Source organism: Pseudomonas sp. 5Vm1k, from assembly GCF_056161485.1.
The window spans coordinates 234,797-259,550 of the sequence record NZ_JBSPCZ010000004.1 but is presented as its reverse complement, the minus strand read 5'-3'; the positions used below and the strand labels follow the sequence as shown (position 1 = coordinate 259,550).

20 protein-coding genes and 1 riboswitch are annotated in these 24,754 nt (G+C 60.3%); of the genes, 12 read left to right on the top strand and 8 right to left on the bottom strand.

The genetic code is table 11. The features are described from left to right. Positions 1-5 precede the first annotated feature (5 nt). Genes ACWIKB_RS10340 through ACWIKB_RS10325 form a run of 4 tightly spaced genes read left to right on the top strand, consistent with a single transcriptional unit; the run spans position 6 to position 4,405 of the window. On the top strand, positions 6-1,430 hold the full coding sequence (locus ACWIKB_RS10340) for a PIG-L deacetylase family protein (protein WP_475266586.1): 1,425 nt from the start codon (positions 6-8) through the stop codon (positions 1,428-1,430). Between the two features lie 59 nt (positions 1,431-1,489). Next, positions 1,490-2,407, top strand: coding sequence for a DUF6625 family protein (locus ACWIKB_RS10335; protein ID WP_475266584.1), 918 nt, complete (start codon positions 1,490-1,492; stop codon positions 2,405-2,407). After that, positions 2,370-3,524 carry a glycosyltransferase family 4 protein gene (locus ACWIKB_RS10330; RefSeq protein ID WP_475266582.1) on the top strand — a complete coding sequence of 385 codons (1,155 nt, stop codon included), beginning with the start codon at positions 2,370-2,372 and terminating at the stop codon, positions 3,522-3,524. The genes ACWIKB_RS10335 and ACWIKB_RS10330 overlap by 38 nt, the downstream gene beginning before the upstream one ends. Further along, entirely contained in the window at positions 3,521-4,405 is an 885-nt protein-coding gene (locus ACWIKB_RS10325) for a glycosyltransferase (RefSeq protein ID WP_475266580.1), read from the top strand. Before ACWIKB_RS10330 ends, ACWIKB_RS10325 begins: the two co-directional genes overlap by 4 nt. A gap of 25 nt (positions 4,406-4,430) precedes the next feature. Here ACWIKB_RS10325 and ACWIKB_RS10320 read toward each other — a convergent pair whose 3' ends face one another. Together ACWIKB_RS10320 and ACWIKB_RS10315 are read right to left on the bottom strand one after the other, a co-directional pair. Beyond that, a complete protein-coding gene (locus ACWIKB_RS10320) occupies positions 4,431-5,648 on the bottom strand; it encodes an acyltransferase family protein (protein WP_475266579.1) in 1,218 nt (405 codons plus the stop codon). Further along, the gene (locus ACWIKB_RS10315; RefSeq protein WP_475266858.1) at positions 5,648-7,513 is read right to left on the bottom strand and encodes an O-antigen ligase family protein; all 1,866 of its coding nucleotides are present in this window, start codon (positions 7,511-7,513) and stop codon (positions 5,648-5,650) included. The genes ACWIKB_RS10320 and ACWIKB_RS10315 overlap by 1 nt, the downstream gene beginning before the upstream one ends. 156 nt (positions 7,514-7,669) lie before the next feature. Here ACWIKB_RS10315 and msbA point away from each other — a divergent pair, with 156 nt between their 5' ends. From msbA to hldE, 4 genes are all read left to right on the top strand, one after another. Further along, positions 7,670-9,472 (top strand): lipid A export permease/ATP-binding protein MsbA, encoded by a 1,803-nt coding sequence (gene msbA, locus ACWIKB_RS10310; protein ID WP_475266577.1) that lies wholly within the window; start codon positions 7,670-7,672, stop codon positions 9,470-9,472. Positions 9,473-9,756: 284 nt separating this feature from the next. Continuing rightward, a complete protein-coding gene (locus ACWIKB_RS10305; RefSeq protein ID WP_475266576.1) occupies positions 9,757-10,461 on the top strand; it encodes a sulfotransferase family 2 domain-containing protein in 705 nt (234 codons plus the stop codon). Next, positions 10,454-11,065 (top strand): adenylyl-sulfate kinase, encoded by a 612-nt coding sequence (cysC, locus tag ACWIKB_RS10300; protein WP_475266575.1) that lies wholly within the window; start codon positions 10,454-10,456, stop codon positions 11,063-11,065. The genes ACWIKB_RS10305 and cysC overlap by 8 nt, the downstream gene beginning before the upstream one ends. A 102-nt stretch (positions 11,066-11,167) precedes the next feature. Beyond that, entirely contained in the window at positions 11,168-12,589 is a 1,422-nt protein-coding gene (gene hldE / locus ACWIKB_RS10295) for a bifunctional D-glycero-beta-D-manno-heptose-7-phosphate kinase/D-glycero-beta-D-manno-heptose 1-phosphate adenylyltransferase HldE (protein WP_475266574.1), read from the top strand. Between the two features lie 215 nt (positions 12,590-12,804). On the opposite strand, the gene ACWIKB_RS10290 is transcribed toward hldE, so the two are convergent. The 4 genes from ACWIKB_RS10290 to ACWIKB_RS10275 form a co-directional block, all read right to left on the bottom strand. Next, positions 12,805-13,773 (bottom strand): metal ABC transporter ATPase, encoded by a 969-nt coding sequence (locus tag ACWIKB_RS10290; RefSeq protein WP_475266573.1) that lies wholly within the window; start codon positions 13,771-13,773, stop codon positions 12,805-12,807. Positions 13,774-13,805: 32 nt separating this feature from the next. After that, positions 13,806-14,618, bottom strand: a complete 813-nt coding sequence (locus ACWIKB_RS10285; RefSeq protein ID WP_475266572.1) for an aldo/keto reductase — start codon at positions 14,616-14,618, stop codon at positions 13,806-13,808. Then, positions 14,615-15,790: an NAD(P)/FAD-dependent oxidoreductase gene (locus ACWIKB_RS10280; RefSeq protein WP_475266570.1), complete on the bottom strand. Its 1,176-nt coding sequence runs from the start codon at positions 15,788-15,790 to the stop codon at positions 14,615-14,617. The genes ACWIKB_RS10285 and ACWIKB_RS10280 overlap by 4 nt, the downstream gene beginning before the upstream one ends. A gap of 199 nt (positions 15,791-15,989) precedes the next feature. Continuing rightward, positions 15,990-16,322 carry a DMT family transporter gene (locus tag ACWIKB_RS10275; RefSeq protein WP_008027887.1) on the bottom strand — a complete coding sequence of 111 codons (333 nt, stop codon included), beginning with the start codon at positions 16,320-16,322 and terminating at the stop codon, positions 15,990-15,992. 103 nt (positions 16,323-16,425) lie between these two features. Here ACWIKB_RS10275 and ACWIKB_RS10270 point away from each other — a divergent pair, with 103 nt between their 5' ends. Together ACWIKB_RS10270 and waaA are read left to right on the top strand one after the other, a co-directional pair. Next, positions 16,426-17,316 carry a LysR family transcriptional regulator gene (locus ACWIKB_RS10270; protein WP_475266568.1) on the top strand — a complete coding sequence of 297 codons (891 nt, stop codon included), beginning with the start codon at positions 16,426-16,428 and terminating at the stop codon, positions 17,314-17,316. Between the two features lie 22 nt (positions 17,317-17,338). Next, positions 17,339-18,619, top strand: a complete 1,281-nt coding sequence (gene waaA / locus ACWIKB_RS10265) for a lipid IV(A) 3-deoxy-D-manno-octulosonic acid transferase (protein ID WP_475266567.1) — start codon at positions 17,339-17,341, stop codon at positions 18,617-18,619. A gap of 159 nt (positions 18,620-18,778) precedes the next feature. Here waaA and ACWIKB_RS10260 read toward each other — a convergent pair whose 3' ends face one another. After that, positions 18,779-20,218 (bottom strand): TolC family outer membrane protein, encoded by a 1,440-nt coding sequence (locus ACWIKB_RS10260; protein ID WP_475266565.1) that lies wholly within the window; start codon positions 20,216-20,218, stop codon positions 18,779-18,781. Between the two features lie 191 nt (positions 20,219-20,409). Continuing rightward, positions 20,410-20,515: riboswitch (TPP riboswitch) on the top strand. A 174-nt stretch (positions 20,516-20,689) separates the two neighbouring features. On the opposite strand from ACWIKB_RS10260, the gene thiC reads away from it, so the two are divergent. Then, entirely contained in the window at positions 20,690-22,579 is a 1,890-nt protein-coding gene (thiC, locus tag ACWIKB_RS10255; protein WP_054053301.1) for a phosphomethylpyrimidine synthase ThiC, read from the top strand. A gap of 159 nt (positions 22,580-22,738) precedes the next feature. Continuing rightward, positions 22,739-24,031, top strand: coding sequence for a putative hydroxymethylpyrimidine transporter CytX (gene cytX, locus ACWIKB_RS10250; protein ID WP_403020880.1), 1,293 nt, complete (start codon positions 22,739-22,741; stop codon positions 24,029-24,031). On the opposite strand, the gene ACWIKB_RS10245 is transcribed toward cytX, so the two are convergent. Further along, complete coding sequence (locus tag ACWIKB_RS10245; protein ID WP_475266564.1) at positions 24,000-24,743, bottom strand: RsiV family protein; 744 nt, start codon at positions 24,741-24,743, stop codon at positions 24,000-24,002. The genes cytX and ACWIKB_RS10245 overlap by 32 nt on opposite strands. Positions 24,744-24,754 lie beyond the last annotated feature (11 nt).

Below are 24,754 nucleotides of genomic sequence, written 5' to 3'. Positions count from 1 at the left end.
AACCCATGAACCGCAAACAGCAACTGCTCAAGCGTCACCGTCGCAACAAACGCATCGGCCTGCTGATCGCGTTGGCGCTGTTGATAGTCGTCGGCATGCTGGTGGCCTGGTGGCTGCCGCTGGTGCTCGCGGTCCTGGGCTGGATCGCGCATGAGGCGTGGTTCGCCGACCATTTGTTTTATTCACCCAAAGACGATTACCAGTACAGCTTTCCGCCCTACACCCAACGGCCCAAGGTTCACCTGGTGGGCGAGCATTTGCGGTTGGACGAAGGCGTGATGTTGGTCGACGACGCCACGCTGGTACTGGCGCTGCGGGTGAAAAGCACTTGGCTGGGTCGCTTTTTCGACCCGGTGGTCGAGCTGGCGGGTGGCAACCACCCGGATCGGCAAACCTTCGAGCGTGGCGTCAATGGCCTGCGTTATCTGAATCTCAGCGGTCAGGTGCACGTTCTATCCCAAGGGCAGTTGCGGTTGCGCGGGCGCTTCTGCAAAGTCTTCGGTGAGCCAGTGCTTTGGGCTTTCGAACAACCGGATTACCACCGCCAGCGCGTGATGGTCATTGCGCCCCACGCCGATGATGCGGAACTGGCGGCCTACGGTTTATACAGCCAGGCCAATGAAGCCTGGATCGTCACCCTGACCGCTGGTGAGATCGAAGCCGAACACTATCAGCAGATGGGCCTGAACAAGGTCGAGGCGGCGCGCCTCAAGGGCCGGCTGCGCGCCTGGGACAGCATCGCCGTGCCGCGCTGGGCTGGCGTGCCTGAAGCGCATTGCGTGCAGTTGGGCTATTTCTGTCTGCAATTGGCGGCGATGAAAGCGGCGCCGTCACAACCGATGGGCTCGCGGGAAGCCGAGTTGGGCGACACTCGCCTGTTCCGCCAGTTGAACCCGTTCACCTTGCCCGGTGACGCCGACGGTGCGCCGACCTGGAACAATTTGCTGGCTGATCTGCGCGAAGTATTGCTGCGAGCACGCCCGGACGTGATCGTCCTGCCGCACCCGACCCTTGATCCGCACCCTGACCATCTCTGTGCGCAGGACGCCGTCCTCGAAGCGCTCAGAGGACTGGACTGGCAGCCGACCCTGCTCGGTTACGCCAACCATCTGCACGACAACGATCGCTGGCCGATGGGCGACGCAGGCCATGGCATCGCACTGCCGCCGGCGTTCGATTCGACCGTGGCGATGCAGCCGTGCTGCTTGCCGATGTCTATCGAGCAACAGCGGGACAAGGCGATGGCGTTGGGGATGATGCATGACCTGCAGCCACCCCTGCCGTTCAAGCGACGTTTGCGCCGCTGGATACAACGCCAGCTGGCTGGGCGTGTTCCGCCAACTTATGGCGAGAACGAGTTTTTTCGCAAAGCCGTCAGGCGCCATGAATTGTTTTGGGTTTTGAAGCATAACGATACAACTGCACAGTAAAAATGAAGCATGACGCGGTTTAGCATGACGACAAATTAATCAGCCGCAGTGAAGTTTCTGTGATGAATCCATGCCCGCGTATTCTTTTTCTGATTCCTTATTTCGGTCAATGGCCGTTCTGGATGCCGTTCTTTCTGGAGAGTTGCAGGCGTAACCCTGACATCGACTGGTTGTTGTTCAGTGACTGCGGCATTCCCGAGAACCTGCCGCCCAACGTCACCGTCGAGACCATGAGCTTCAGCGATTACTGTGCGCTGGTGTCCCGGCGCTTGGACATCGACTTTGCGCCCGCTGCGGCTTACAAACTGTGCGACATCAAACCGGCGTTGGGACACATTCACGCCGACCGCCTGCAAGGCTATGATTTCTGGGCGTTCGGCGATATTGATCTGGTGTATGGTGACCTGCGAAGTTACTTCACCCCTGATCGGCTGGCCGCTTATGACCTGTTTTCCACCCATGAACGGCGGGTCGCCGGGCACCTTTGCCTGATGCGCAACACCGCGCGCAAGCGTGAGTTGTTCATGCAGATCAAGGGTTGGCAAAAGCGCTTTACCGATCATGAACATCACGCACTGGACGAAGGGGCCTTCAGCCGTATCTTCCTCTGGCGCAAGAATTTTCCAGAGCCATTGTTCACGTTGGTGGGCAAGCTTAATCCGTGGCGTCGCCGCAGCGAGTTCACCGAGGCATTCAGCACGCCGGGTGGCTGCATCAAGTGGCATGACGGCACGGATGATTTTCCGCGTCACTGGTATTGGCACAATGGTTGTTTAAGCAATGATCGCGATGGCGATCGCCGGTTTCCGTATTTCCACTTCGTTTGCTGGAAGCGCAACGAGTGGTCACGGTTGCCCCCACCCGATCCGGCCGAGGTCAGGCGCATGGTCGCCGAACCGGTCTGGGTCATCGATGCGACTGGTTTCCACGGGGAGAGTTATGAGTCAACGGTCAAAGGTTCTGCAGCTGCAGCCTGACTACAACGTCAAAGCCCATGATTTTGCCGACCTGGCAGAGCAGATCGTCAAGGCGCTGCCGAACGATCGCTATGAGGTAACCGCCGCGTTCCTGCGGGGCAAGCCAGGGCCAGGCGAGGCGGTGAGCCGTGCCGACCGTTCGGTGTATTTCGAGTTTTCCGACAAGTCCCTCAAGGGCATGCGCCTGCGTGCGATGTGGCAGTTGTTCAAATTCTGCCGCGCTGAAAAATTCGACGTAGTGATCTGCAACCGCTTCAAACCCGTGAACATGATGCTGACGCTCAACCGCTGGCTGAAAGTGCCACTGTGCATCGGTATTTCCCATGGCTTCGGCGAGTACGACCGGTTTTACCGGCGCCGCCAGACCCAGCGCCTGATCGATCGCCACTGGCGCTTTGTCGGTGTTTCACCGGCGGTTAAACAGTACCTGCTGGACTGCGACTGCGGTTTCACCGACCAGAACACCTATGCAATTACCAACGCCATTGATATCGAGCAGGCCGAAGGCTTGCAGCACAGCCGCGAGCGTGCCCGTGAAATGCTGGGCATTGATCCGTCGGTACGCTTGATCGGGGCACTGGGCCGCTTGGTGCCGGTCAAGGGCCACACCTACCTGTTGCAGGCGTTTGCTGCACTCAAGGACAAGTACCCGAACACCCAACTGGCGATCATCGGTGCCGGCCGCGAAGAGTCGAAACTGGCAGCCGAGATCGAACACTTGGGCCTGACCGGCCGTGCGCACCTGTTGGGCTTCAAGGAAATCGCCTTGCAGTACATCCGCGCGTTTGACGTCTGGACCATGCCGTCGCTGGCCGAAGGCCTGGGCCTGGCGCTGCTCGAAGGCATGAGCGGGCACCTGCCGGTGATCGCCTCCAACGTGCCGGCCATGTTGCCGCTGATCGAGGGCGCCGGTGGGCTGGCGATTACGCCAAAGGATGTGCCGAGCCTGGTCGCGGCGCTGGATAACTACCTGGCTCTTTCGGACGACGAACTCAAGGCCAAGGGCGAACAGGCGTTCCGCTATTTGCAGAAAGAACACGACATCGAGGTGTTCCGCCAGGAGTACCTGAACCTGATCGACTCTGGCCTGGATCAGGCCCGCAAGGAACAGAAATGAACGACGCGCAACCCATCGTCACCGTCATCATTGCGTCGTACAACCACGCTCCCTACATTGAGGAAAGCATCCTCAGCGTCCTCAACCAGACCTATTCGAACATCGAATTGCTGGTGATCGATGACGGCTCCAAGGACGACAGTGTCGAGCGCATCAAGGCGTTACAGGCGCAACACGGCTTCGATTTCCGGGTGCAGGAGAATCAAGGGCTGACCAACACGCTTAATGGCGCGATCGCTCGTTCAAAAGGCAGCCTGATCGTACCGTTCGGCTCCGATGACATCATGTTGCCCGAGCGCATCGCCACTCAGGTTGCCTACATGGATGGCAAGCCCGAGGTCGGTATCTGCGCCGGCAACATCGAGCTGATCGACGCCGACGGCAACCTGTACCCGGAGAAACGCCAACGCCGGGATGTGCCGTTCCGTCGCCTGGACTTCGATGACATGTTCCTGGAGCGCAAACCTTACCCGCCGGCACCGACCCTGATGATTCGCCGTGAGGCGCTGGACAAGGTGGGTGGATTCGATCCGAACATCCGTCTGGAGGACCTGCTGATCGAGCTGAAGGTGACCCATGCCGGTTACTTCATCGATGGCCTGAACGTGCTGATGGCGCGCTACCGCAAGCACGCCACCAACTCCTACAAGAATCACCGTTTCATGATCGACAACATCCTGCGTTCCTATGCGCTGTTCAGCGATCATCCGCTGTACGACGAGGTGCGCTATAAATTCCTGAGCTCGATGTTCCTGAAAACCGCCAACCGCGATCGCACGCTGGCGCGGGAACTGCTGGCGCAGATCCCGTTCAAGGCCTGGAACAAGAAAACCTGGCGTGGCCTGGGGAGGCTGTACTTTTCGCCCCTGGAAAAAGACTGAAACCTGTCAGATCGGTCGCTCGCGATTAGCGGGCGATCTTTTCCGCCAGGCGCTTATCGGCGTCCTGGCGTTGGCGTAGCCACTGCGAGACTTTCTTGCCTGCGGTGATGCCTGGCTTTTCGATGTACAGAAAGGTCAGGCTACTGATGATGATCAGCAGGCACGTGCATAGAGCCATCATTGGCAGGAAGGTCCAGGTTTCACGGGTATCGATGGGCAATATATGCGGCAGGCGCTGCACCATCACCCAGAGCAGGAAACCATGCAGCAAGTAGGTGCTGTAGCTGATTTCTCCGAGCCAACGGATGCTGCGTGGTTTCAGGGCGCCGAATAGCGTATGTCCGGATGCCACGATCACAAAAAATACCGACATCAGCAGCAGCGGCATCAGGCTGAACGCACGGCTGTAGGCGGTAAAGGCAATCGCCAGCGCGATCAACGCGATGATGCCGGCCAGGCGCGTCTGACTCCAGGCCACCAGCTGCGGTCGACGAACCCAGTAGGCGGCACCGATCCCCCCGAGGAAGCTGGCCAGGAAGTGCTTCTTCAGCGAATGCTCCCAGCCGACCACCTGGTACAGGGCGTAAATGCCGATCAGACACAACACCACTTGTAGCCAACTACCGCGATAGACAAACACCATGGCGGCGAGGGGCAGTGCCAGGTAGAAAAACACTTCGTAGCCCAGGGTCCAGGTGACATTGGAGATGAGCATGCCGGTTTGGTGGTACTGGTTGACGTCCGGTCGGTCGAAGGTCAACCAGGCCAGAATCTGCCCGGCAAGCCGCAGGCCCGACTCCTTCAGCTCCCAATTCTGCAAGTGGAAGACCGAGACAAACACCAGCAACATCAGCGGCAGGTACAGCGGATAGAGGCGAAACAGCCGGGATATCGCAAACGCCTGCCAGTCGTGATTACGTCCCTGGGCGAGTAACCGGCTCCAGAACAGAAAACCGGTGATCATGAAAAACAGCGCAACGCTGCCCTGGCCAAGCTGTGAGTAGAAATTGCTCGGTGGAAAATCAATCACACCCGTGCGTAAAAAGATCCAGGTAATGATCGAGTGGTGCACGAACACACCGAACGCCAGATAGCCGCGCAGGCCATCGATGCTGGCGTAGCGACTTTCACCGGAATGCTGAAGGTGCCGAGCGATTTTCGGGACGGCGCGCAATAACAATGCGGCGGTCACGATGGCCAGTAGATAGGCTACCAGCGCAATAAGGGGATTGGTTTCGGTCATCAGTGAGCCTTGGCCGTGTTGCTGGCGGCCAGCACTTGCCTGTGCAGGTTATTGACGGCGGATGTGGATGCGGTGGCGGCGTATCCCTGGAGCAGCGCCTGGAAGTGATCTTCGAACAACCAGCGCCGATCCTCGGTGTAGCGTTGCATGTGACGCAAATTTCGCTGACGCAGAGACAGGCTCAGTGACGACGGATAGATGCGCATGTCGGCCAGGTCGATCAGGCCGAACTCGCCGTCACCGAGCACCAGTACGTTACCCAGATGCAATGAGCGGAAGTACACGCCTTGCTCATGTAACTGCGCCATGAACTTGCCGAAACGCTCTACCAGCGCCTGACGCACTGCCGGCGCGGTGATCCCTTGCAGAACCTGACGCAGGGTGTTGCCCGGCAGCGGCGAGTAATGCACTGCGCTGCTGCCGTCTTCGAGGCGGTACAGACCCAGGGTCAGCGGCGTTGGAATACCCATGTTGCGCAGTTGCTCGCTGTTAACGGCAAAGCGTTCTGAATAGGGGTTGAAACTGCCTGAGGTATACCAGCGGCGGCGACGGAACAGCTTGAGGAAGCTGCCATCGGCCAGTCGCAGGACTTTAGGCCCCAGGCCGTCTTCCTCGATCACCTGGGCGCTGGCAGTCATCTGCTCGAACGCCGTCGGCTGCAGTGTTTTTACCGGCAGGGTCAGCAGGCGTCTGGCGCGTTGGTTGATGCTCAGCGCGGCGATCAACGCCAGAGGTATCCACAGCAGGAACCAGTGCTCTTTCGGTCGCGAAATGATCCCGCCGCCTTCGGTCAAACCGGCACCGATGCCGAATATCAACCAGGTCGAAGCGACGATAAACAGCGGTTGGACACGATAGCGCCAGCTACTCAGCAGGGCCCAGGCCTGAAAAAACAACCAGGGCAACAGGCCGAAAATGCCGACGTAATAGAGCACGCCAAGGGCAAAATTATGCGTCTCTTGCAGGGTATAGCCGATGCCGGGGTCGAGGGTCAGGCTGGCGTTGTAGCCATGGCCGATCCACGGATGTTCGGCAATCCGGTGCAGGGCCATTTGCCAGATTTCCAGGCGAAAGGAATCGCCTCGCTCAATGATCATCCGCGAAAACAACGCACTGACCGCGAGCCCGCTGACGGCCAGCGCTGCGAGCAATACGATCGAGCGACGATTCCAGCAGATGAAACTCAACCATAGCGCCGCCAGTGTCAGGGCCACCAGCGGGGTTCTGGAACCTGTTGCGATCACTGCAGCGAACATGATGGTCATCGCCGGAAGGCTGAGCCAGAGCATCTGGCGCCGCTTGCAGGTCATGCTCAGGCTCAGCCAGTAGGCGCAGAAAAAGCCGAAGATATGGGAGCTGAGCAATGGGTTGTCGAACGCGCCGCCGCCAATCAACCGCATGCCCGGCTGATAGATATGGGCAAACATGTACAAGTTGTAGATCGAAGCGACCAACCCGACGATCGCGGCACTGAACAGCAACGGCTGGATGATTTCGCTGCGATGGCGCACCAGCAGGTAGGAGCCGGCGAACAACAGCAAGGTATGAAGCGCCGGTTTGAACTGGCCGGCGACGCTGTCGTCATCCGGTGGCCCCCAGCACAGGCTCAGCAAGGCCCAGGCAGCGAACAGCAGCATCGCGATAAACACCGGTTCGCGCAGCAATTCCTTGAGTTCCCGTGGGCGCAGGCAAAGGGCAATCAGCGATGGAATGCTGAACAGGCCATAAAACAGTTTGTGATGGAGGCTGCGTCCGGGGAGAAAGAACAGGGCGCACAGGAGCAAGAGATAGCCCAGTGGAAGAATCCACAGGCAAATGAAATCGAAGACTCGATTGGACGTGCTGTTGAAGCCGCTGAGTTGCATGCTGAGAGATTCAATCCTGAAGTTGATCGGCCATTTCGGGTTGATGGCTATTTGATGCTGTTTAAGACGCATAACAATAACAGCCTTTATGCGTTTGCCAGAACCCTGAAGAAGCTGTGCTAAAGTCAGCGTCCTTTTTATCGACATTCGCGTGATATGACCGACTCCAGTCTCTCCGCAAGCCCATCGAGCTTGAAAATCTACTTCCGTCTGCTCGGCTATGTACGGCCGTATATCAGTCTGTTCCTGATCAGCATTGTCGGCTTTCTGATTTTCGCCTCGACGCAGCCAATGCTCGGCTACATTCTCAAGTATTTCGTCGACGGTCTGTCCAATCCGGAAGCCGTACTGTTTCCGACGGTGCCTTACCTGCGCGACCTGCAACTGCTGCAGGCAGTGCCGTTACTGATCATCTTGATCGCGGCGTGGCAGGGGTTTGGTTCTTACCTGGGCAACTATTTCCTGGCCAAGGTTTCCCTCGGGCTGGTCCACGATCTGCGGGTGCAGTTGTTCAACAACCTGCTGGTCTTGCCGAACCGTTACTTCGACAAGCATAACTCGGGTCATCTGATTTCGCGCATCACCTTCAACGTGACCATGGTGACCGGGGCGGCCACAGATGCGATCAAGGTCGTAATTCGCGAAGGCATGACGGTGATCTTCCTGTTTGCCTCGCTGCTGCTGATGAACTGGCGCTTGACGCTGGTCATGGTCGCCATCCTGCCGCTGATCGCCGTGATGGTACGCACCGCCAGCAAGAAATTCCGCAAGCAGAGCAAGAAAATCCAGTCGGCCATGGGTGATGTGACCCACGTGTCCTCGGAAACGATCCAGGGCTATCGCGTGGTGCGCAGTTTCGGCGGCGAAGTCTACGAGCAAAATCGTTTCCTGGCGGCGAGCCAGGGCAACACCGACAAGCAACTGCGCATGACCCGCACCGGCGCAATCTACACGCCGCTGCTGCAATTGGTGATCTACAGCGCCATGGCCGTGTTGATGTTCCTGGTGCTGTACCTGCGCGGCGATGCTTCTGCCGGTGACATGATTGCCTACATTACGTTGGCTGGCCTGCTGCCCAAGCCGATCCGTCAGTTGTCTGAAGTCAGCTCGACCATCCAGAAAGGTGTGGCCGGTGCCGAAAGCATTTTCGAACAACTGGACGTCGAACCGGAAGTTGATACCGGCACCGTCGAGCGCGACTCGGTCAGCGGTCGCCTGGATGTGCGCAACCTGAGCTTCACCTACCCGGACACCGATCGCCAGGTACTCAATGACATCAGTTTCTCGGTCGAACCGGGGCAAATGGTGGCGCTGGTGGGACGCTCGGGCAGTGGCAAATCGACCTTGGCCAACCTGATTCCACGCTTCTATCACCACGACAAGGGCGAGATCCTGATCGATGGCGTCGAAGTGGAGCAATACAAACTGCTGAACCTGCGCAAACACATTGCTCAGGTGACCCAGCATGTGACGCTGTTCAGCGACACCGTGGCCAACAACATCGCCTATGGTGATCTGGCCGGCGCGCCCCGTGAAGACATCGAGAAAGCGGCGAAAGACGCTTACGCCATGGACTTCATCGCACAGTTGCCTGAAGGCCTGGACACTCAGGTCGGTGAAAACGGCGTGTTGCTGTCCGGTGGTCAGCGCCAGCGCCTGGCGATTGCCCGGGCACTGCTGAAGAACGCACCGCTGCTGATCCTCGACGAGGCCACTTCGGCCCTTGATACCGAATCGGAGCGGCACATTCAGGCCGCGCTAGATCAGGTCATGAAAGGCCGGACCACGCTGGTCATTGCCCACCGCCTGTCGACCATCGAGAAGGCTGACCTGATTCTGGTCATGGATCAGGGCCGGATCGTCGAGCGCGGCACCCATGCCGAACTGCTGGCGCAGAACGGTTACTACGCCCGTTTGAACGCCATGGGCCTTGATGCCCCGGCAGAAGACATCGCCTGACGAAGCAAGGTTTAGCTCCCGGTCCCTGTGGCGAGGGAGCTTGTCGGATCGCCGCACCGTCCCGCTGGGCTGCGTAGCAGCCCTAAAGTCGGCTTACCAGATCTTAAGGATCAGGGCCGCTTCGCGCCCCAGCGGGAGCAAGCTCCCTCGCCACAGGTGATTTGTATCCGGTTCTTTACCCTTCTTGACCAAACCTGAATAAAACTCTGCACCGCGCTTGTTAAGGTTCCTGAACGAACTTTGACTTCAATCGAAGGGGCCATCCCCGTCGCGCGGGTATTGCAATGTTGCAACGATATCTCTGGAAACTGTTGCCCAAGCAACAGCGGGCCTTCCTGCTGGGGCGCCTGTCGGTTGTGGACCGTCAGGTGGTAAACAAGTCGATGTCGGCCAACCTTCAATTTCCCCAATCCTTCGCACAACATGCCTGCCTGTTCATCCATGTCCCGAAATGTGCCGGGAGCAGTGTGTGTGCGGCATTGTTCGACGATTGGAGCCCGGGGCATTTACCGTTGTACTGGTACGAACAACAGTTTCCCGAACAGTTTGCCGCCAGTTTCAAATTCGCCTTCGTCCGCGACCCGCTGGAAAGGGCCTACTCGGCTTACGCGTTTCTACGTGGGAACGAGCTGGGCCGGCGCGATCAAGCGGCGCAGAAACTGGTCAATCAGTACCGCGACTTCGACGACTTCGTGGCGCGCTGGCTGCATCCGGAAACGATCAGCCGCCAACTGCATTTTGCCGCGCAAACGGATTTTCTCACTGATTCCCTGGGGCATCTGGCCCTGGACTTCATCGGCTATCAAGAACACCTGACGCGGGATTTCGAACTGGTCTGCGAGCAGTTGAAGCATCCGGTGACGCTGCCCCATGTCAACAGTTCGCAGCAGCGTCTGCCCAGACTTGCCCGTGATTTTTGTTCGGTGCGGACCCGGCGGCTGGTGCGTCGGGTGTATCAACGCGATTACGAGATGCTCGGTTATGAATAAAGCCCAATCGATGTCCACGCCGTTGCCTGCGATCCGTCCTTACGGGTTGGCACTGTCGAGCGAAGCCCGGGCCGCGCTCAAGGCGCAGCGTCCGCGTTGCCTGTGGTTGACCGGGTTGTCCGGGGCGGGCAAGTCGACACTGGCCAATGTCCTGGAGCTGCAACTCAATCAAAGTGGTTTCCACACGTTTATTCTCGATGGCGACAACCTGCGCGGCGGCCTGTGCAGCGATCTGGGCATGGGGGCTGATTGTCGGCGGGAAAATATTCGGCGCATGGCCGAAGTGGCGCGGCTGATGGTCGATGCCGGACTGATTGTGATCGTTGCGGCGATTTCGCCGTTTCGCGCCGAGCGTGAGGCTGCGCGGCAGTTGTTCGCCGAGGGCGATTTCATCGAGGTGTATGTGAGCACGCCGTTTGCAGTTTGCGCGCAACGCGATCCCAAGGGTTTGTATCAGGCGGCCCTGCAAGGTCGAATCAAGGACTTCACCGGTATCGACAGCCCCTATGAGGCGCCGCTGAAGGCCGAGTGCGAAATCGACACCCAGAATCTGGAGCTGGATGAGGCCTGCGCCCGGTTATCGAAATTTCTGCTCAATAAATGACCAGAAAACTCTGACAATTCATCCTGTTGCAGCCGTCGCACAAGCCTGCGCCAACCCTGTGTTAATATCGCGGCCCTGTTCATTTTGTATGTGGGTTGCTCCATGAAGTTGTCCATGCCGCGATTCGATCAAGCCCCTGTCTTGGTGGTCGGCGATGTCATGCTCGACCGTTACTGGCATGGTGGTACCTCACGGATTTCCCCTGAGGCGCCAGTGCCGGTGGTCAAGGTCGAGCAAATCGAGGACCGCCCGGGCGGTGCCGCCAACGTTGCTCTCAACATCGCCGCCCTCGGCGCCCCGGCTTCGCTGGTCGGCGTGACCGGCGACGATGAAGCCGCCGACAGCCTGGCCAACAGCCTCAAGGGTGCCGGCGTGCGGGCGTTGTTCCAGCGCATTGCGCACCAGCCGACCATCGTCAAGCTGCGGGTCATGAGCCGTCACCAGCAATTGCTGCGTATCGACTTCGAAGAACCGTTCGCCACCGACGCCCTGGCGCTGGGCGAGCAGGTCGACGAACTGCTCGAAGGCATCAAGGTGCTGGTGCTGTCCGATTACGGCAAAGGCGCACTGAAAAACCATCAGGTACTGATCCAGGCCGCCCGTGCCCGTGGCATTCCGGTGCTGGCCGACCCCAAGGGCAAGGATTTCTCGATCTACCGTGGTGCGACCGTGATCACGCCGAACCTCAGCGAGTTCGAAGCCATCGTCGGTCGTTGCGCCGATGAGCACGAACTGGTCAGCAAGGGCGCGACCCTGATGCACGACCTCGACCTCGGCGCCTTGCTGGTGACCCGTGGCGAGCACGGCATGACCTTGCTGCGCCCTGATCATCCGGCGCTGCACCTGCCGGCCCGCGCCCGAGAAGTGTTCGACGTGACCGGCGCCGGTGATACGGTGATTTCTACCCTGGCAGCGGCGATTGCCGCTGGCGAAGAACTGCCCCACGCCGTGGCCCTGGCCAACCTGGCGGCGGGCATTGTGGTCGGCAAACTCGGTACGGCGTGCATTAGCGCACCGGAACTGCGTCGCGCCATCCAGCGTGAAGAAGGTTCTGAACGCGGTGTGCTCGGTCTTGAGCAGCTGCTGCTGGCGGTTGACGATGCCCGTGCACATAACGAGCGAATCGTTTTCACCAACGGTTGCTTCGACATTCTGCATGCAGGCCACGTGACCTACCTTGAGCAGGCGCGGGCCCAGGGCGATCGTCTGATCGTCGCAGTCAATGACGATGCTTCGGTGAGCCGCCTGAAAGGGCCGGGTCGTCCGATCAACAGCGTTGACCGGCGCATGGCGGTTCTGGCTGGTCTGGGCGCGGTGGATTGGGTCATCAGCTTCCCTGAAGGCACCCCGGAAAACCTGCTGCGCGAGGTCAAGCCGGACGTGTTGGTCAAGGGTGGTGATTACGGGATCGACCAGGTGGTCGGCGCGGACATCGTCGCGGCTTACGGCGGGACGGTGAAAGTGTTGGGGCTGGTAGAGAACAGCTCGACGACCGCGATTGTCGAGAAGATCCGCAATAACTGAGAACGACGCGGTCACTGTGGCGAGGGAGCTTGCTCCCGCTGGGGCGCGAAGCGGCCCTAAAACCATACACCGCGATTATTCAGGTTAATCGCATCTGGCCGGTTTACGACTGCTTCGCAGCCGAGCGGGAGCAAGCTCCCTCGCCACAAAGTCAAAAGATCGCAGCCTTCGGCAGCACCCTGGTAGGAGCTGCCGAAGGCTGCGATCTTTTGCTTTTAAGAGCCAACTTTTTTACGCGGCACGATTTTCTTCAGCAATTGCTTCGCCTTCCCCCGCAACCGCGCCAACCCTGAATCCTTCCCCGGCGGCGCCAGCCCTTGTTGCCGCACCCAGTCCTTCCAGCGAATCCGCTCATCGCGCACCAGCCAGCCTTCTTGCTGGGCAAAGCTCTCGGCCAGGTACAAACCGCGAGTGCTCGCCGGGTACAGTTGATCCTTTTTCAGCGTGTAGAGCTCAGCCATCGGCTGGCCATCCTGCAACGGCATCAGGTACAAATCCGGACGCTTGCGATCCAGCCGCGCCACCAGTTGATCGCCTTCCAGACGTTCGTCCACGTGAAACAGGCTCAGGGACTTGGCTTCCTTGGGCACGTCCAGGCGCAAGTCATAGATCAATTGCAAGGACGCGGTCGGCAGATGCACGTAGGCCCGTGGTCGTTCGATCAACTGCATTTTGGCGCAACGCACGGGGCGCGCCGAGCCGGACAACGGCGTCAGGCGAAACGGCAGGGCTTCGCGATAATGCAGGGCGGACGAGTAGGGCGCCGGTAGCCAGGTATCGTTGAAGCGCCCGCCGAGCCAGCCTTCCGGGGTTTCCAGCAGGCACTCTTCGGCAATCTCCTGGATCGCTGTGTGTAGCGGCAGGTTCAGTTCGTGAGCCGGTACGTAACCGGAAATCAGCTTGAGCACCACGTCGCCACGGTCCTGACGACGCTGACGTACCAGCACCCAGTAATCGCGATTCTGCCAATGCAGGGTCAGGCGCACCGAAACCCCGAGGTTGGCCAGTTCCACGGCGAACCGTTCGCTGTCAGGCACGGCCACCGGGCGGCGGCGTTGCAGGGTCTGGGAGAAGTTGAGCGGCATCCCGACACTCTGATAACTCAGGCCTTCGGGAGTCGCTTCGACGTACAACGGCAGGGTCTTGAAGTTGCTCGGGTTCTTTCTAATGAGCGTACGCGGCATGTCGGCTCCTGCTTAAGGCCGCGTGGGCGGCGTCAGTTACTACGAAGGACCTGGGCAACGGTCGCGACGTTGTGGGCGAGGTGCAGCGGATTGATGGTCCCGACAATAGCACTGGCAACACCCGGATGTTCAAACAACAACTCGAAGCTGGCGCGCACCGGGTCCACACCCGGGCTCAGGCAGACGTGACCGCTGGCGAGGGCTTTTTTCACCAGGATCGCTTTGCCGTGGGAAGCAGCATAGTCAATGACGGCTTTCTCGTTCTGTTCGTTCAGATTGTAGGTGACCATGGCGCAATCACCTTGTTCCAGAGCCTTCAAGCCGCCCTCGACGGTTTTGCCGGAAAAACCGTAACCGCGAATTTTACCTTCGGCCTTGAGTTCGGCGAGGGTCTCGTAGACTTCGCAGTCGTTGAGGATCGCAAGGTCGTTACCGTCGGAGTGCACCAGCACCAGGTCGATAAAATCCGTTTCCAGACGTTGTAGGCTGCGTTCCACGGACAATCGGGTGTGGGCGGCGCTGAAGTCGTGGCGGGACTGGCCGTCGGTAAATTCTTCGCCGACCTTGCTGACAATCACCCACTCCTGACGCTGACCGCGCAGCAGCGGGCCGAGGCGCTCTTCGCTGCGACCGTAGGCCGGGGCAGTGTCGATCAGGTTGATGCCCATGTCGCGGGCGAGTTTGAGCAGCATGCGCGCTTCGTCATCGCCGGGAATCTGGAAGCCGTTGGGGTATTTCACGCCCTGGTCGCGACCGAGTTTTACGGTGCCCAGGCCCAAGGGCGAAACCAGCAGGCCGGTGCTGCCCAGCGGGCGATGCAGGTCGTGCAGGGTCTTTACGCTCATGGCAGCAGTTGCTCCCAGGCAGGAACGCCCATCGGAGGTTTTGGCAGGTCGGGCAGTGGTGCCGCAGGGCCGGGTTGAATACCGTCGCGGGTCAGGCTGGCGATGACGCGGTCAGCGAAGTCCGGCGCCAGTGCCAGTTTGGTCGGCCAACCCACCAGCAACCGACCCTCCTCGGCAAGGAATGCGTTGTCCGGACGGGTCAGGCCGGTTTGCAGCGGCTCGGCGCGATCCACGCGCAGGGTCGCCCATTGCACGGTGCTCAAGTCGATCCATGGCAGCAACTGGCTGAGCTCTTTCTGCGCCGTGGCGATTTGCTCCGCAGGTTCGCGGGCCACGCCTTCGGCTTCGGCGATATCACCGCCCAGGTACCAGACCCACTGGCCATCGGCGGCCGGATGGGTGGTGACGGTGATGCGCGGTTTGGTGCCGCCACCCAGGCAGTGGGCGTACAGCGGTTTGAGGCTTGGGCCTTTGGCGATGATCATGTGCAATGGCCGGCGCTGCATGGCGGGCTGGCTCAGCCCCAATGCTTCGAGCAGTGCGGCGGTGCCGGCACCGGCGCTGAGGACGATGCGCTGGGCGCGGATTTCGCGTCCGTCGACTCTCAGGCCAACCAGTATTCCACCGTCCAGCAACGGCTCGATGGTTTGCCCGGCGAGCAAGCCGTCACCGGCCAGATCGGCCAGGCGCTGTATCAGGCTCGGTACGTCGATGACCAGTTCGGCCAGGCGATACACCTTGCCCTTGAAGCGCTTGTCCTGCAGGGCGGGCGGTAGCTGATCACCCTTGACCTGATCGACCCGGCCGCGTACCGCTTTGCTGGCAAAGAAACTGGTGAGGTTGCCGGCGAGGGTGCCGGGGGACCAGAGGTAATGAGCTTCGGACAGCATGCGCACGCCGCTCAGGTCCAGCTCGCCGTCACCGGCCAACGCTTCACGCCAGCGGCGCGGCATGTCGGCGATGGCTTCCGAGGCGCCGGTCAGGGCGCCATGCAGCGCGTACTTGGCGCCGCCGTGGATGATGCCCTGGGACCTCAAGCTTTGCCCGCCGCCGAGGCTGGCACTTTCCACCAGCACGGTCGAAAAACCCTGGCGACGCAGGCGCGCATTGAGCCAGAGGCCGGCGACACCGGCGCCGACAATCAGAACGTCGGTGGAAATAACGGATGGCATGCAGCGACCTCAGTGTTCAAGACGAGGGCGCAGTATACAGACTCGCTGCGGAGGGGATTTGTCGGTGATCAATCGGGTGGATGCAAAACCTGTGGGAGCGGGCTTGCTCGCGAAGGCGGTGTGTCAGGCAATATTTATGTCGACTGACACACCCTCTTCGCGAGCAAGCCCGCTCCCACAATGGATCGGACTTCGGATCTTAGTGCCCGGCAGTTTTGGAGAAGAGCTGGATCACTACGACGCCCAACACGATCAGCGCCATCCCCAGCATCGCTGGCACATCCAGCTTCTGCCCATAGATAAACAGTGCCGCGACGCTGACCATCACAATTCCCATCCCGGCCCACACCGCGTAAGCCACACCCACCGGCACGCTGCGAACGACAAGGGTCAGCATCCAGAAGGCGATGCCGTAGCCAACAATGACCAGGATCAGTGGCAGGGGCGTGCTGAAACCTTTGACCGCTTTCATCGAAACAGTGGCGATCACTTCGGCGCAGATGGCGATGGCCAGGTAGTAGTAAGCGGTCATGGGGTAATCCTCGTATGAAGTGTTGCTCTCTGAGGTCGGCATTCTAGAGATTCCCCAGATGCGGTAAAGTCATTACCTATCTGCTGTGGAGATGGGTTGGGTGATGAGCATGCAATGGAATCTGGAGCAGCTGCGTTTGTTTGTCAGCGTAGCGGAACAACGTTCGTTTTCGGCGGTGGCGCGGGATCAGCGCAAGGCCCAGTCGGCGGTCAGCAGTTCGATTGCCTTGCTGGAAGAAGACTTGGGCGTGAGCCTGTTCGACCGTAGCAGCGGCCGGCAACCGAAGCTGACCGAAGCCGGCAGCGCCTTGCTCGAAGAAGCGCGGGAGGTGCTGCGTCAGTGCGAGCGCCTGAACGGTCGGGCGCTGGCGATGATGCGCGGCCAGGAAGCACGCATTCGCCTGGCCCAGGATGAGGCGATGCCTTTTCAGCCGATCATCGACAGTCTCGACGCGTTGGCAGATCAGTTCCCCAGCCTGGAAGTGCAATTGTCCAACGGCACCCAGGGCGATGTGGCGAGAAAACTCTTGGAGCGCCGCGCCGATCTCGGTTTGTTGTTCTACCACGACCAGATTCCCGAGGCGCTGGAGCGGCGGGTATTGGGCAGTATCGAAATGGTCACCGTGTGTGGCGTCGGCCATCCGTTGGCGGCGCTGGATGAGGTCAATTGCCAGCAACTGGCCCAACATCGCCAATTGTTGATGGCTGCGCAATCCAGCGTCTACCCCGGTAGCGAGCCGGCCAGCCCGCAGGTCTGGCGCGCCGACAGCTTCTATGTGATCGCCGAATTGCTGATGCGCGGCCTCGGCTGGGCCTGGTTGCCGCGCAACGTTGTGCAGTACTCCGGGTATCAACGGCAGATGGTCGAACTGGTCAGCGAATGGACCCCGCCGGCGCTGGTGGTGGAGCTGGTCTGGCGGCGCGACGAACCGCTCGGGCCGGCGGCGCGTTGGTTGGCCGAACGTTTTGCCGTGCACTTGCAGGCGATCGGCTGAAAACCCGATAAACTCCGCCGCCATGAATAGAACTCTCTACACCGCGCTGTTTTATCTGGGGCTGCCACTGGTAGCGATTCGACTGTGGCTGCGTTCGCGCAAGGCGCCGGCGTATGCCAAGCGCATTGGCGAGCGGTTCTCCTACGGGTTGCCGGTGATGAAGCCGGGCGGCATTTGGGTGCATGCGGTGTCGGTGGGCGAAAGTATCGCCGCGGCGCCGATGATCCGCGCCTTGCTGCAGCGTTATCCGACGCTGCCGATCACCGTGACCTGCATGACCCCGACCGGCTCGGAACGCATCCACGCGCTGTTCGCCAATGAGCCGCGCATCCAGCACTGCTATTTGCCGTACGACTTGCCGTGCGCTGCGGCGCGGTTCCTGGATCGGGTCCAGCCGAAGCTGGCGGTGATCATGGAAACCGAGCTGTGGCCCAACCACATCCACCAGTGCGCCAAACGCGGTATCCCCGTGGCGTTGGCCAATGCGCGGTTGTCCGAGCGCTCGGCCAAGGGCTATGGCCGTTTCCATAAACTGACCGGGCCAATGCTGGCCGAGATGAGCCTGTTCGCAGTGCAGACCGAAGCCGAGGCCGAGCGCTTCCGTTCACTCGGCGCGCGTGCGGAAACCGTCGAGGTCACCGGTTCGATCAAGTTCGACCTGACCATCGACCCGCAACTGCTTCAGAGCGCCACCGAGTTGCGCGGGCAGTGGCAGGCGCTGGAGCGTCCGGTATGGATCGCCGCCAGCACCCACGAAGGCGAAGACGAAGTGGTGCTGGCGGCCCATCGTCAGTTGCTGGCGAGCCATCCCGATACGTTGTTAATTCTGGTGCCGCGTCACCCGGAGCGTTTCAATTCGGTGTTCGAATTGTGCAAGCAGCAGGGCTTCGCTACGGTTCGGCGTTCCACGGGCGAGCCGGTGACTGCCGATACCTCGGTGCTGCTGGGCGACACCATGGGCGAGTTGCTGTTTCTGTATGCCTTGGCCGACAGCGCGTTTGTTGGCGGCAGTCTGGTGCCGAATGGTGGGCATAACCTGCTGGAACCAGCGGCGCTGGCCAAGCCTGTTTTGAGCGGTCCGCACTTGTTCAACTTCCTTGAAATCGCCGCGCAATTGCGCAGTGCCGGGGCGTTGGCCGAGGTCGATGATGCCGAGGGGTTGGCGGTGGCGGTGCAGCGCTTGTTCGAACTGCCGCGCGATGCGCAGCGCATGGCAGAGGCGGGGTTGAAGGTGATGCGCACCAATCAGGGCGCGTTGCAGCGGTTGCTGGATGGGCTAGGGCGGTTGATCGACAAATCCTGATCCACCATAGATCCATTGTGGCGAGGGAGCTTGCTCCCGCTGGGCTGCGAAGCAGCCCCAAACCCTGAGTATGCGGTCTGTTGGGTAGACCGCATTGGCTGATTTACGACTGCTGCGCAGCCGAGCGGGAGCAAGCTCCCTCGCCACAGGGGGTTGCTATTACTGGCCGGGCCGGGCCTTGAGTTGCTCAGCCGCAGCCTTGGCCAGGTCCGGTGGCAGGAAGTCTTTATCCGGGTTGTAGTCAGCCTTGAGATAACGCGACAGATCCTGCAAATCCCCCGGATTCAACGTGCCGGCCGCTTGCTTCAGGCGCAGGTTGTCGAGGATGTAGTCGTAGCGCGTGTTGTTGTAGTTGCGCACCGAGGTGTACAGCTGGCGCTGGGCATCCAGCACGTCAACGATATTGCGTGTCCCCACCTGATAACCGATTTCGGTCGCTTCCACCGCGCTCTGGTTGGAGATGATCGACTGCTTGCGCGCCTGTACTTGCTCGACATCAGTGTTCACTGCGCGGTGCAGGTTGCGGGTGTTTTCCACCACTTGCCGACGCAGGGATTCGCGTTGCTGCTCGGACTGGTCAAGGCGCGCGTAGGACTCGCGCACCTGGGAGTTGATCAGGCCGCCGCTGTAGATCGGGATGTTCACTTGCAAGCCGACGGTGGTCTGCTCGACGTTGCCGCCGTAAGGCTGGCCGAAGGCGCTCGGGTTGCTGAAGCCCAGTGCGTCGTTGTCACCCTTTTCGTATTTCGCCACCGCATCGAGGGTCGGCGCATGGCCGGCCTTGCGTTGCTTGAGGGTTTCTTCGGCGGCGTTGACCGCGTAGTTGCTGGCCAGCAGATTGAGGTTCTGCTTGGCGGCGGTGTCGACCCAGGCCTTAGCATCGTTCGGTGTCGGCGGCAGGATCGGCAGTGTATGAACGATGCCCTGGATCGAGTTGTACTGACGGTTGGTCAGGGTGATCAGCGCTTCGAACGCATCGTCCACCTGGCGCTGGGCGAGGATCCGGTTGGCCCGCGCAGTGTCATAACTGGCCTGGGATTGCAGCACATCGGTCTTGTCCGACAGGCCCACGTCGAAGCGCTCGTTGGACTGGTCGAGCTGGCGCTTGAACGCCGCTTCTTCAGCCTTGGTCGAGGCCAGGTTGTCCTGGCTACGCAGCACGTTGAAATAGCTTTCCGCCGATTGCAGGATCAGGTTCTGTTCGGTAGCCGACAGTTGCAGCGAGGCTTGCTCGTTGACGTCTTTGGCGGCCTGGAACTGGAACCAGCGATCTGCGCGGAACAGCGGTTGGGCCAGCGTCGCCTGATACGAATGGGCATCGCGGTTGGCGGTCCCCGACGGTTGATCGAGCTGGGTGCGCACGGAGCTCAGGTTGGCGCCACCCGACAGGTTCGGCAGCAAGCCGGCACGGGCCTGGGGCACGACTTCTTTTTGAGCACCGTATTGGGCGCGCGCGGCGGCCAGGTCGGCGTTATTGTCCACGGCTTCCTGGTAGACGCTGACCAGGTCGGTTTTGGTGGATAAGGGCGCTTCTGCTGCCCAGGCCATTCCATTGGACGCACAAGACACGGCAAGGGCCAGTGAGAGTTTGCGCAGCATGAGGCCATCCCTAAAAATTACGCTGATAATTTGAGCGCCAAAGGTAAGGCGCGGCCCGCGTAGCGTCAAGGCGCAGCGCGGCGTAGCGAGTGTAGTTGCACGCGCGTACCGCAACAATCTGCTAATTGCGCCATTCATCATGGTGTTTACCGCGGTGTTGGCGTTCTTTGCCAGTTGTGTCTAGACTGGCCGGGTTCTTGTCGGGGTGCCTTGCTATGAGGCTGAGATCGAATAATTTCGGATCCCGTTGAACCTGATCAGGTTAGCGCCTGCGTAGGGAACAAGATTTCTCGTCACCCGGCGAGTCCTCTTGTGCTTCGTCCGGGATGTTGTTCGACAATCGACAGTCGACAGCCCTCGAGCACTGAGCACAGCACCAACAGCATTGTCATGGCTGATTGGTCGCGTCCATTCGTTACAGGTTCACTCCGACAAAATTCCACTGCCTGGATGCTGTCTGGAGAGCCCGTGATGACGATAAAACTAAAAAATACGACGAACCTGAGTGATTCGGCCCAAGTCGATCAACAGTCGGTTCAACCGTTTACCCGCTCGCAAAAAATCTATGTCCAGGGTTCCCGCCCGGACATCCTCGTACCGATGCGTGAAATCAGCCTGGACGTGACCCCGACCGACTTCGGCGGTGAGATCAACGCGCCTGTGGTTGTGTACGACACCTCGGGCCCTTACACCGACCCCAACGTCATCATCGACGTACGCAAAGGCCTGGCCGATGTGCGTTCGCCGTGGATCGAGTCCCGTGGCGACACCGAGCGCCTGCCTGGCCTGAGCTCCAACTTCGGCCAGGAACGCCTCGCCGATGCTGAACTGACCAAGCTGCGTTTCGCCCATGTGAACAACCCGCGCCGCGCCAAGGCCGGGGCCAACGTCAGCCAGATGCACTACGCCCGTAAAGGCATCATTACCGCCGAGATGGAATACGTCGCCATCCGCGAAAACATGAAGCTCGAGGTGGCCCGTGCCGCCGGGCTGCTGGACCAGCAACACGCCGGTCACAGCTTCGGTGCCAGCGTGCCGAAAATCATCACCCCGGAATTTGTCCGTGACGAAATCGCCCGTGGCCGCGCGATCATTCCGGCCAACATCAACCACACCGAACTGGAACCGATGATCATCGGCCGTAACTTCCTGGTGAAGATCAACGGCAACATCGGCAACAGCGCACTGGGTTCGTCCATTGAAGAAGAAGTGGCGAAACTGACCTGGGGCATTCGCTGGGGTTCGGACACGGTCATGGATCTGTCCACCGGCAAGCACATTCACGAAACCCGCGAGTGGATCATCCGTAACTCGCCAGTGCCGATCGGCACCGTGCCGATTTATCAAGCGCTGGAAAAAGTCGGCGGCGCTGCCGAAGACCTGACCTGGGAGCTGTTCCGCGACACGCTCATCGAACAGGCCGAGCAGGGCGTCGACTATTTCACCATCCACGCCGGCGTGTTGCTGCGCTACGTGCCGCTGACCGCCAAGCGCGTGACCGGCATCGTGTCCCGTGGCGGTTCGATTATGGCCAAGTGGTGCCTGGCGCATCACAAAGAGAACTTCCTCTACACCCATTTCGAAGACATCTGCGAAATCATGAAGGCCTACGACGTCAGCTTCTCGCTGGGCGATGGCCTGCGTCCGGGCTCGATTGCCGACGCCAACGACGCCGCACAATTCGGTGAGCTGGAAACCCTCGGCGAGCTGACCAAGATTGCCTGGAAGCACGACGTGCAATGCATGATCGAAGGCCCCGGCCACGTGCCGATGCAGTTGATCAAAGAGAACATGGACAAGCAGCTCGAGTGCTGCGACGAGGCGCCGTTCTACACCCTCGGCCCGCTGACCACCGACATCGCGCCGGGCTACGACCACATCACCTCCGGTATCGGTGCGGCGATGATCGGCTGGTTCGGTTGCGCCATGCTTTGCTACGTCACGCCGAAGGAACACTTGGGCCTGCCGAACAAGGATGACGTGAAGACCGGGATCATCACCTACAAGATCGCTGCGCACGCCGCCGACCTTGCGAAGGGCCATCCGGGCGCGCAGATTCGTGATAACGCCTTGAGCAAGGCGCGTTTCGAATTCCGTTGGGAAGACCAGTTCAACCTGGGCCTCGACCCGGACACCGCACGTTCGTATCACGATGAAACCCTGCCGAAGGATTCGGCCAAGGTCGCGCACTTCTGCTCCATGTGCGGGCCGAAATTCTGCTCGATGAAAATCACCCAGGAAGTCCGTGAATACGCGGCCAACCAGCGGATCGAAACAGTAGACGCCGAAGTCGCCCAGGGATTGGCGGACCAGGCAGAGCGGTTCAAGCAGGAAGGCAGTCAGCTGTACAAGAAGGTTTGATCTGACCTGTGATTGACGGTGCCTGTGCTGCCGTCTTCGCGAGCAAGCCCGCTCCCACATTGGAATGCATTCCAAATGTGGGAGCGGGCTTGCTCGCGAAGGCGCCGGACCCAGCACCGAAGATCTCAATGACACACTTATCCCTCTGAGATAACACCCTTGAGCATTCAACCCAGCACTTATTCCCCAGACATCGCAGTGCCCACCGACAAACGTGTGTTCGGCGGCCGCGATCTGTTTTCCCTGTGGTTCTCCCTCGGCATCGGCCTGATGGTCTTGCAGACCGGCGCTTTGCTCGCGCCGGGCCTGGGTCTGTCCGGCTCGCTGCTGGCGATTTTCCTCGGCACGCTGGTCGGCGTTTTACTGCTGGCCGCCGTGGGCGTGATCGGCAGCGACACCGGTCTGTCGTCGATGGCCGCGCTCAAACTCAGCCTCGGCAAACGCGGCGCCAGCCTGCCGGCGGTGTTGAACCTGCTGCAACTGATCGGTTGGGGCTCGTTTGAAATCATCGTCATGCGCGACGCCGCCAGTTTGCTTGGCGCCCGGGCGTTCAGCGAAGGCAGCCTGCTGTCGAACCCGTTGCTGTGGACGTTGGTATTCGGCGCACTCGCGACCTTGCTCGCGGTCAGCGGCCCGCTGACTTTTGTGCGGCAGATCCTGCGCAAGTGGGGCATCTGGCTGTTGCTGGCGGCGTGCATCTGGCTGACCTGGAACCTGTTCGCCAAAGCCGATCTGGCCGCGTTGTGGCACCAGGCCGGTGATGGTTCGATGCCGTTTGCCGTGGGCTTCGACATTGCGATCGCGATGCCGCTGTCCTGGCTGCCGTTGATTGCCGACTACTCGCGTTTCGGCAAGCGTGCGAAAAACGTGTTCGGCGGCACTGCGCTGGGCTTCTTTATCGGTAACTTCTGGCTGATGAGCCTGGGCGTGGCCTACACCCTGGCGTTCGCGCCGAGTGGTGAAGTGAATGCCTTGCTGTTGGCGCTGGCCGGTGCCGGCCTGGGGATTCCGCTGCTGCTGATTCTGCTGGACGAGTCGGAAAACGCCTTTGCCGATATTCATTCGGCGGCGGTGTCGAGCGGGATTCTGTTGCGCCTGAAGGTCGAGCATCTGGCGTTGGCGATTGGCGTGATTTGCACACTGATCGCGTGCCTGGCGCCATTGGCCCAGTACCAGAACTTCCTGCTGTTGATCGGTTCGGTGTTTGCGCCGTTGTTCGGCGTGGTGCTGGTGGATCACTTCATCTTGCGCAAACGCAGTGCCCAGGTCGCATCAGCCGCATTGCGCTGGCCGGCGTTGCTCGCCTGGTTGGGCGGGGTGAGCACCTATCATTTGCTGGCTAATCTGTATCCGGATGTCGGCGCAACCCTGCCGTCGCTGGTACTGGCAGGGCTGCTGCAGCTGGTGCTCGGTCGAGCCTTCAGTTACGGCCGGGAAACAGCTCGGGCCTGAGAATGCCATTGAGGCGCGGGTAGGGGATCTTCAGTTCGATGTGGCCCAGCGCGTAAGGCGCGATGGTACTCACTTCGTACTTGAGGATCACCCCACCGTAGGTCAGCGCCACGTTCTGGGTTTTCTGGAAATGCCAGGTCTTCAGGAAGTCTGGTTCCTGATCGAGCTTGGTGCTGATCAGCCAGCTGTTGTGCGCCACTTGCGCGGCTTTCCAGAACGCTTCTTCCTGACCCGGCAGCAACATATCCGACAGCGTCAGCACTTTGTGCTGCTGGCGCGAATAGTTGATGAAGCTGCGGCCCGGCGTGCCATGGGCGCCGCCGGTGTCCAGGTAGCTGGAAAACTCGACGATCACCAAGCCGTCATGCTGCTCCCGTACCTTGGCTTGCAAGTAGCTGCTGGAGCGCGGTTCGGCGGTGCGCAAAAACTGATCGCGGTAGGCGGCCAGGGTTGGCGCTGCCGGGGCGTCCGGGGTGCGGGTCAATTGCAGCAGGTTTTTCTCAACGATGCCGTCCAGTTGTGGCTCGGCCGGGAAACGCAGGGTGTCGATGTTCACCAACGGGCAGTCAGGCGTGGTGCAACCCGGCTTCAGTGTTTCCGAGGCATCGCGGGTAGTTTCCAGCGGCGTCCGGTAGTTGGGTTGGAACAGACTCTGGCAAGCGCCCAAGGTCAGGGCGATGGCGGCCACGGAGGCGATTTTAAAAAGCGACATGGGCGTCCTTC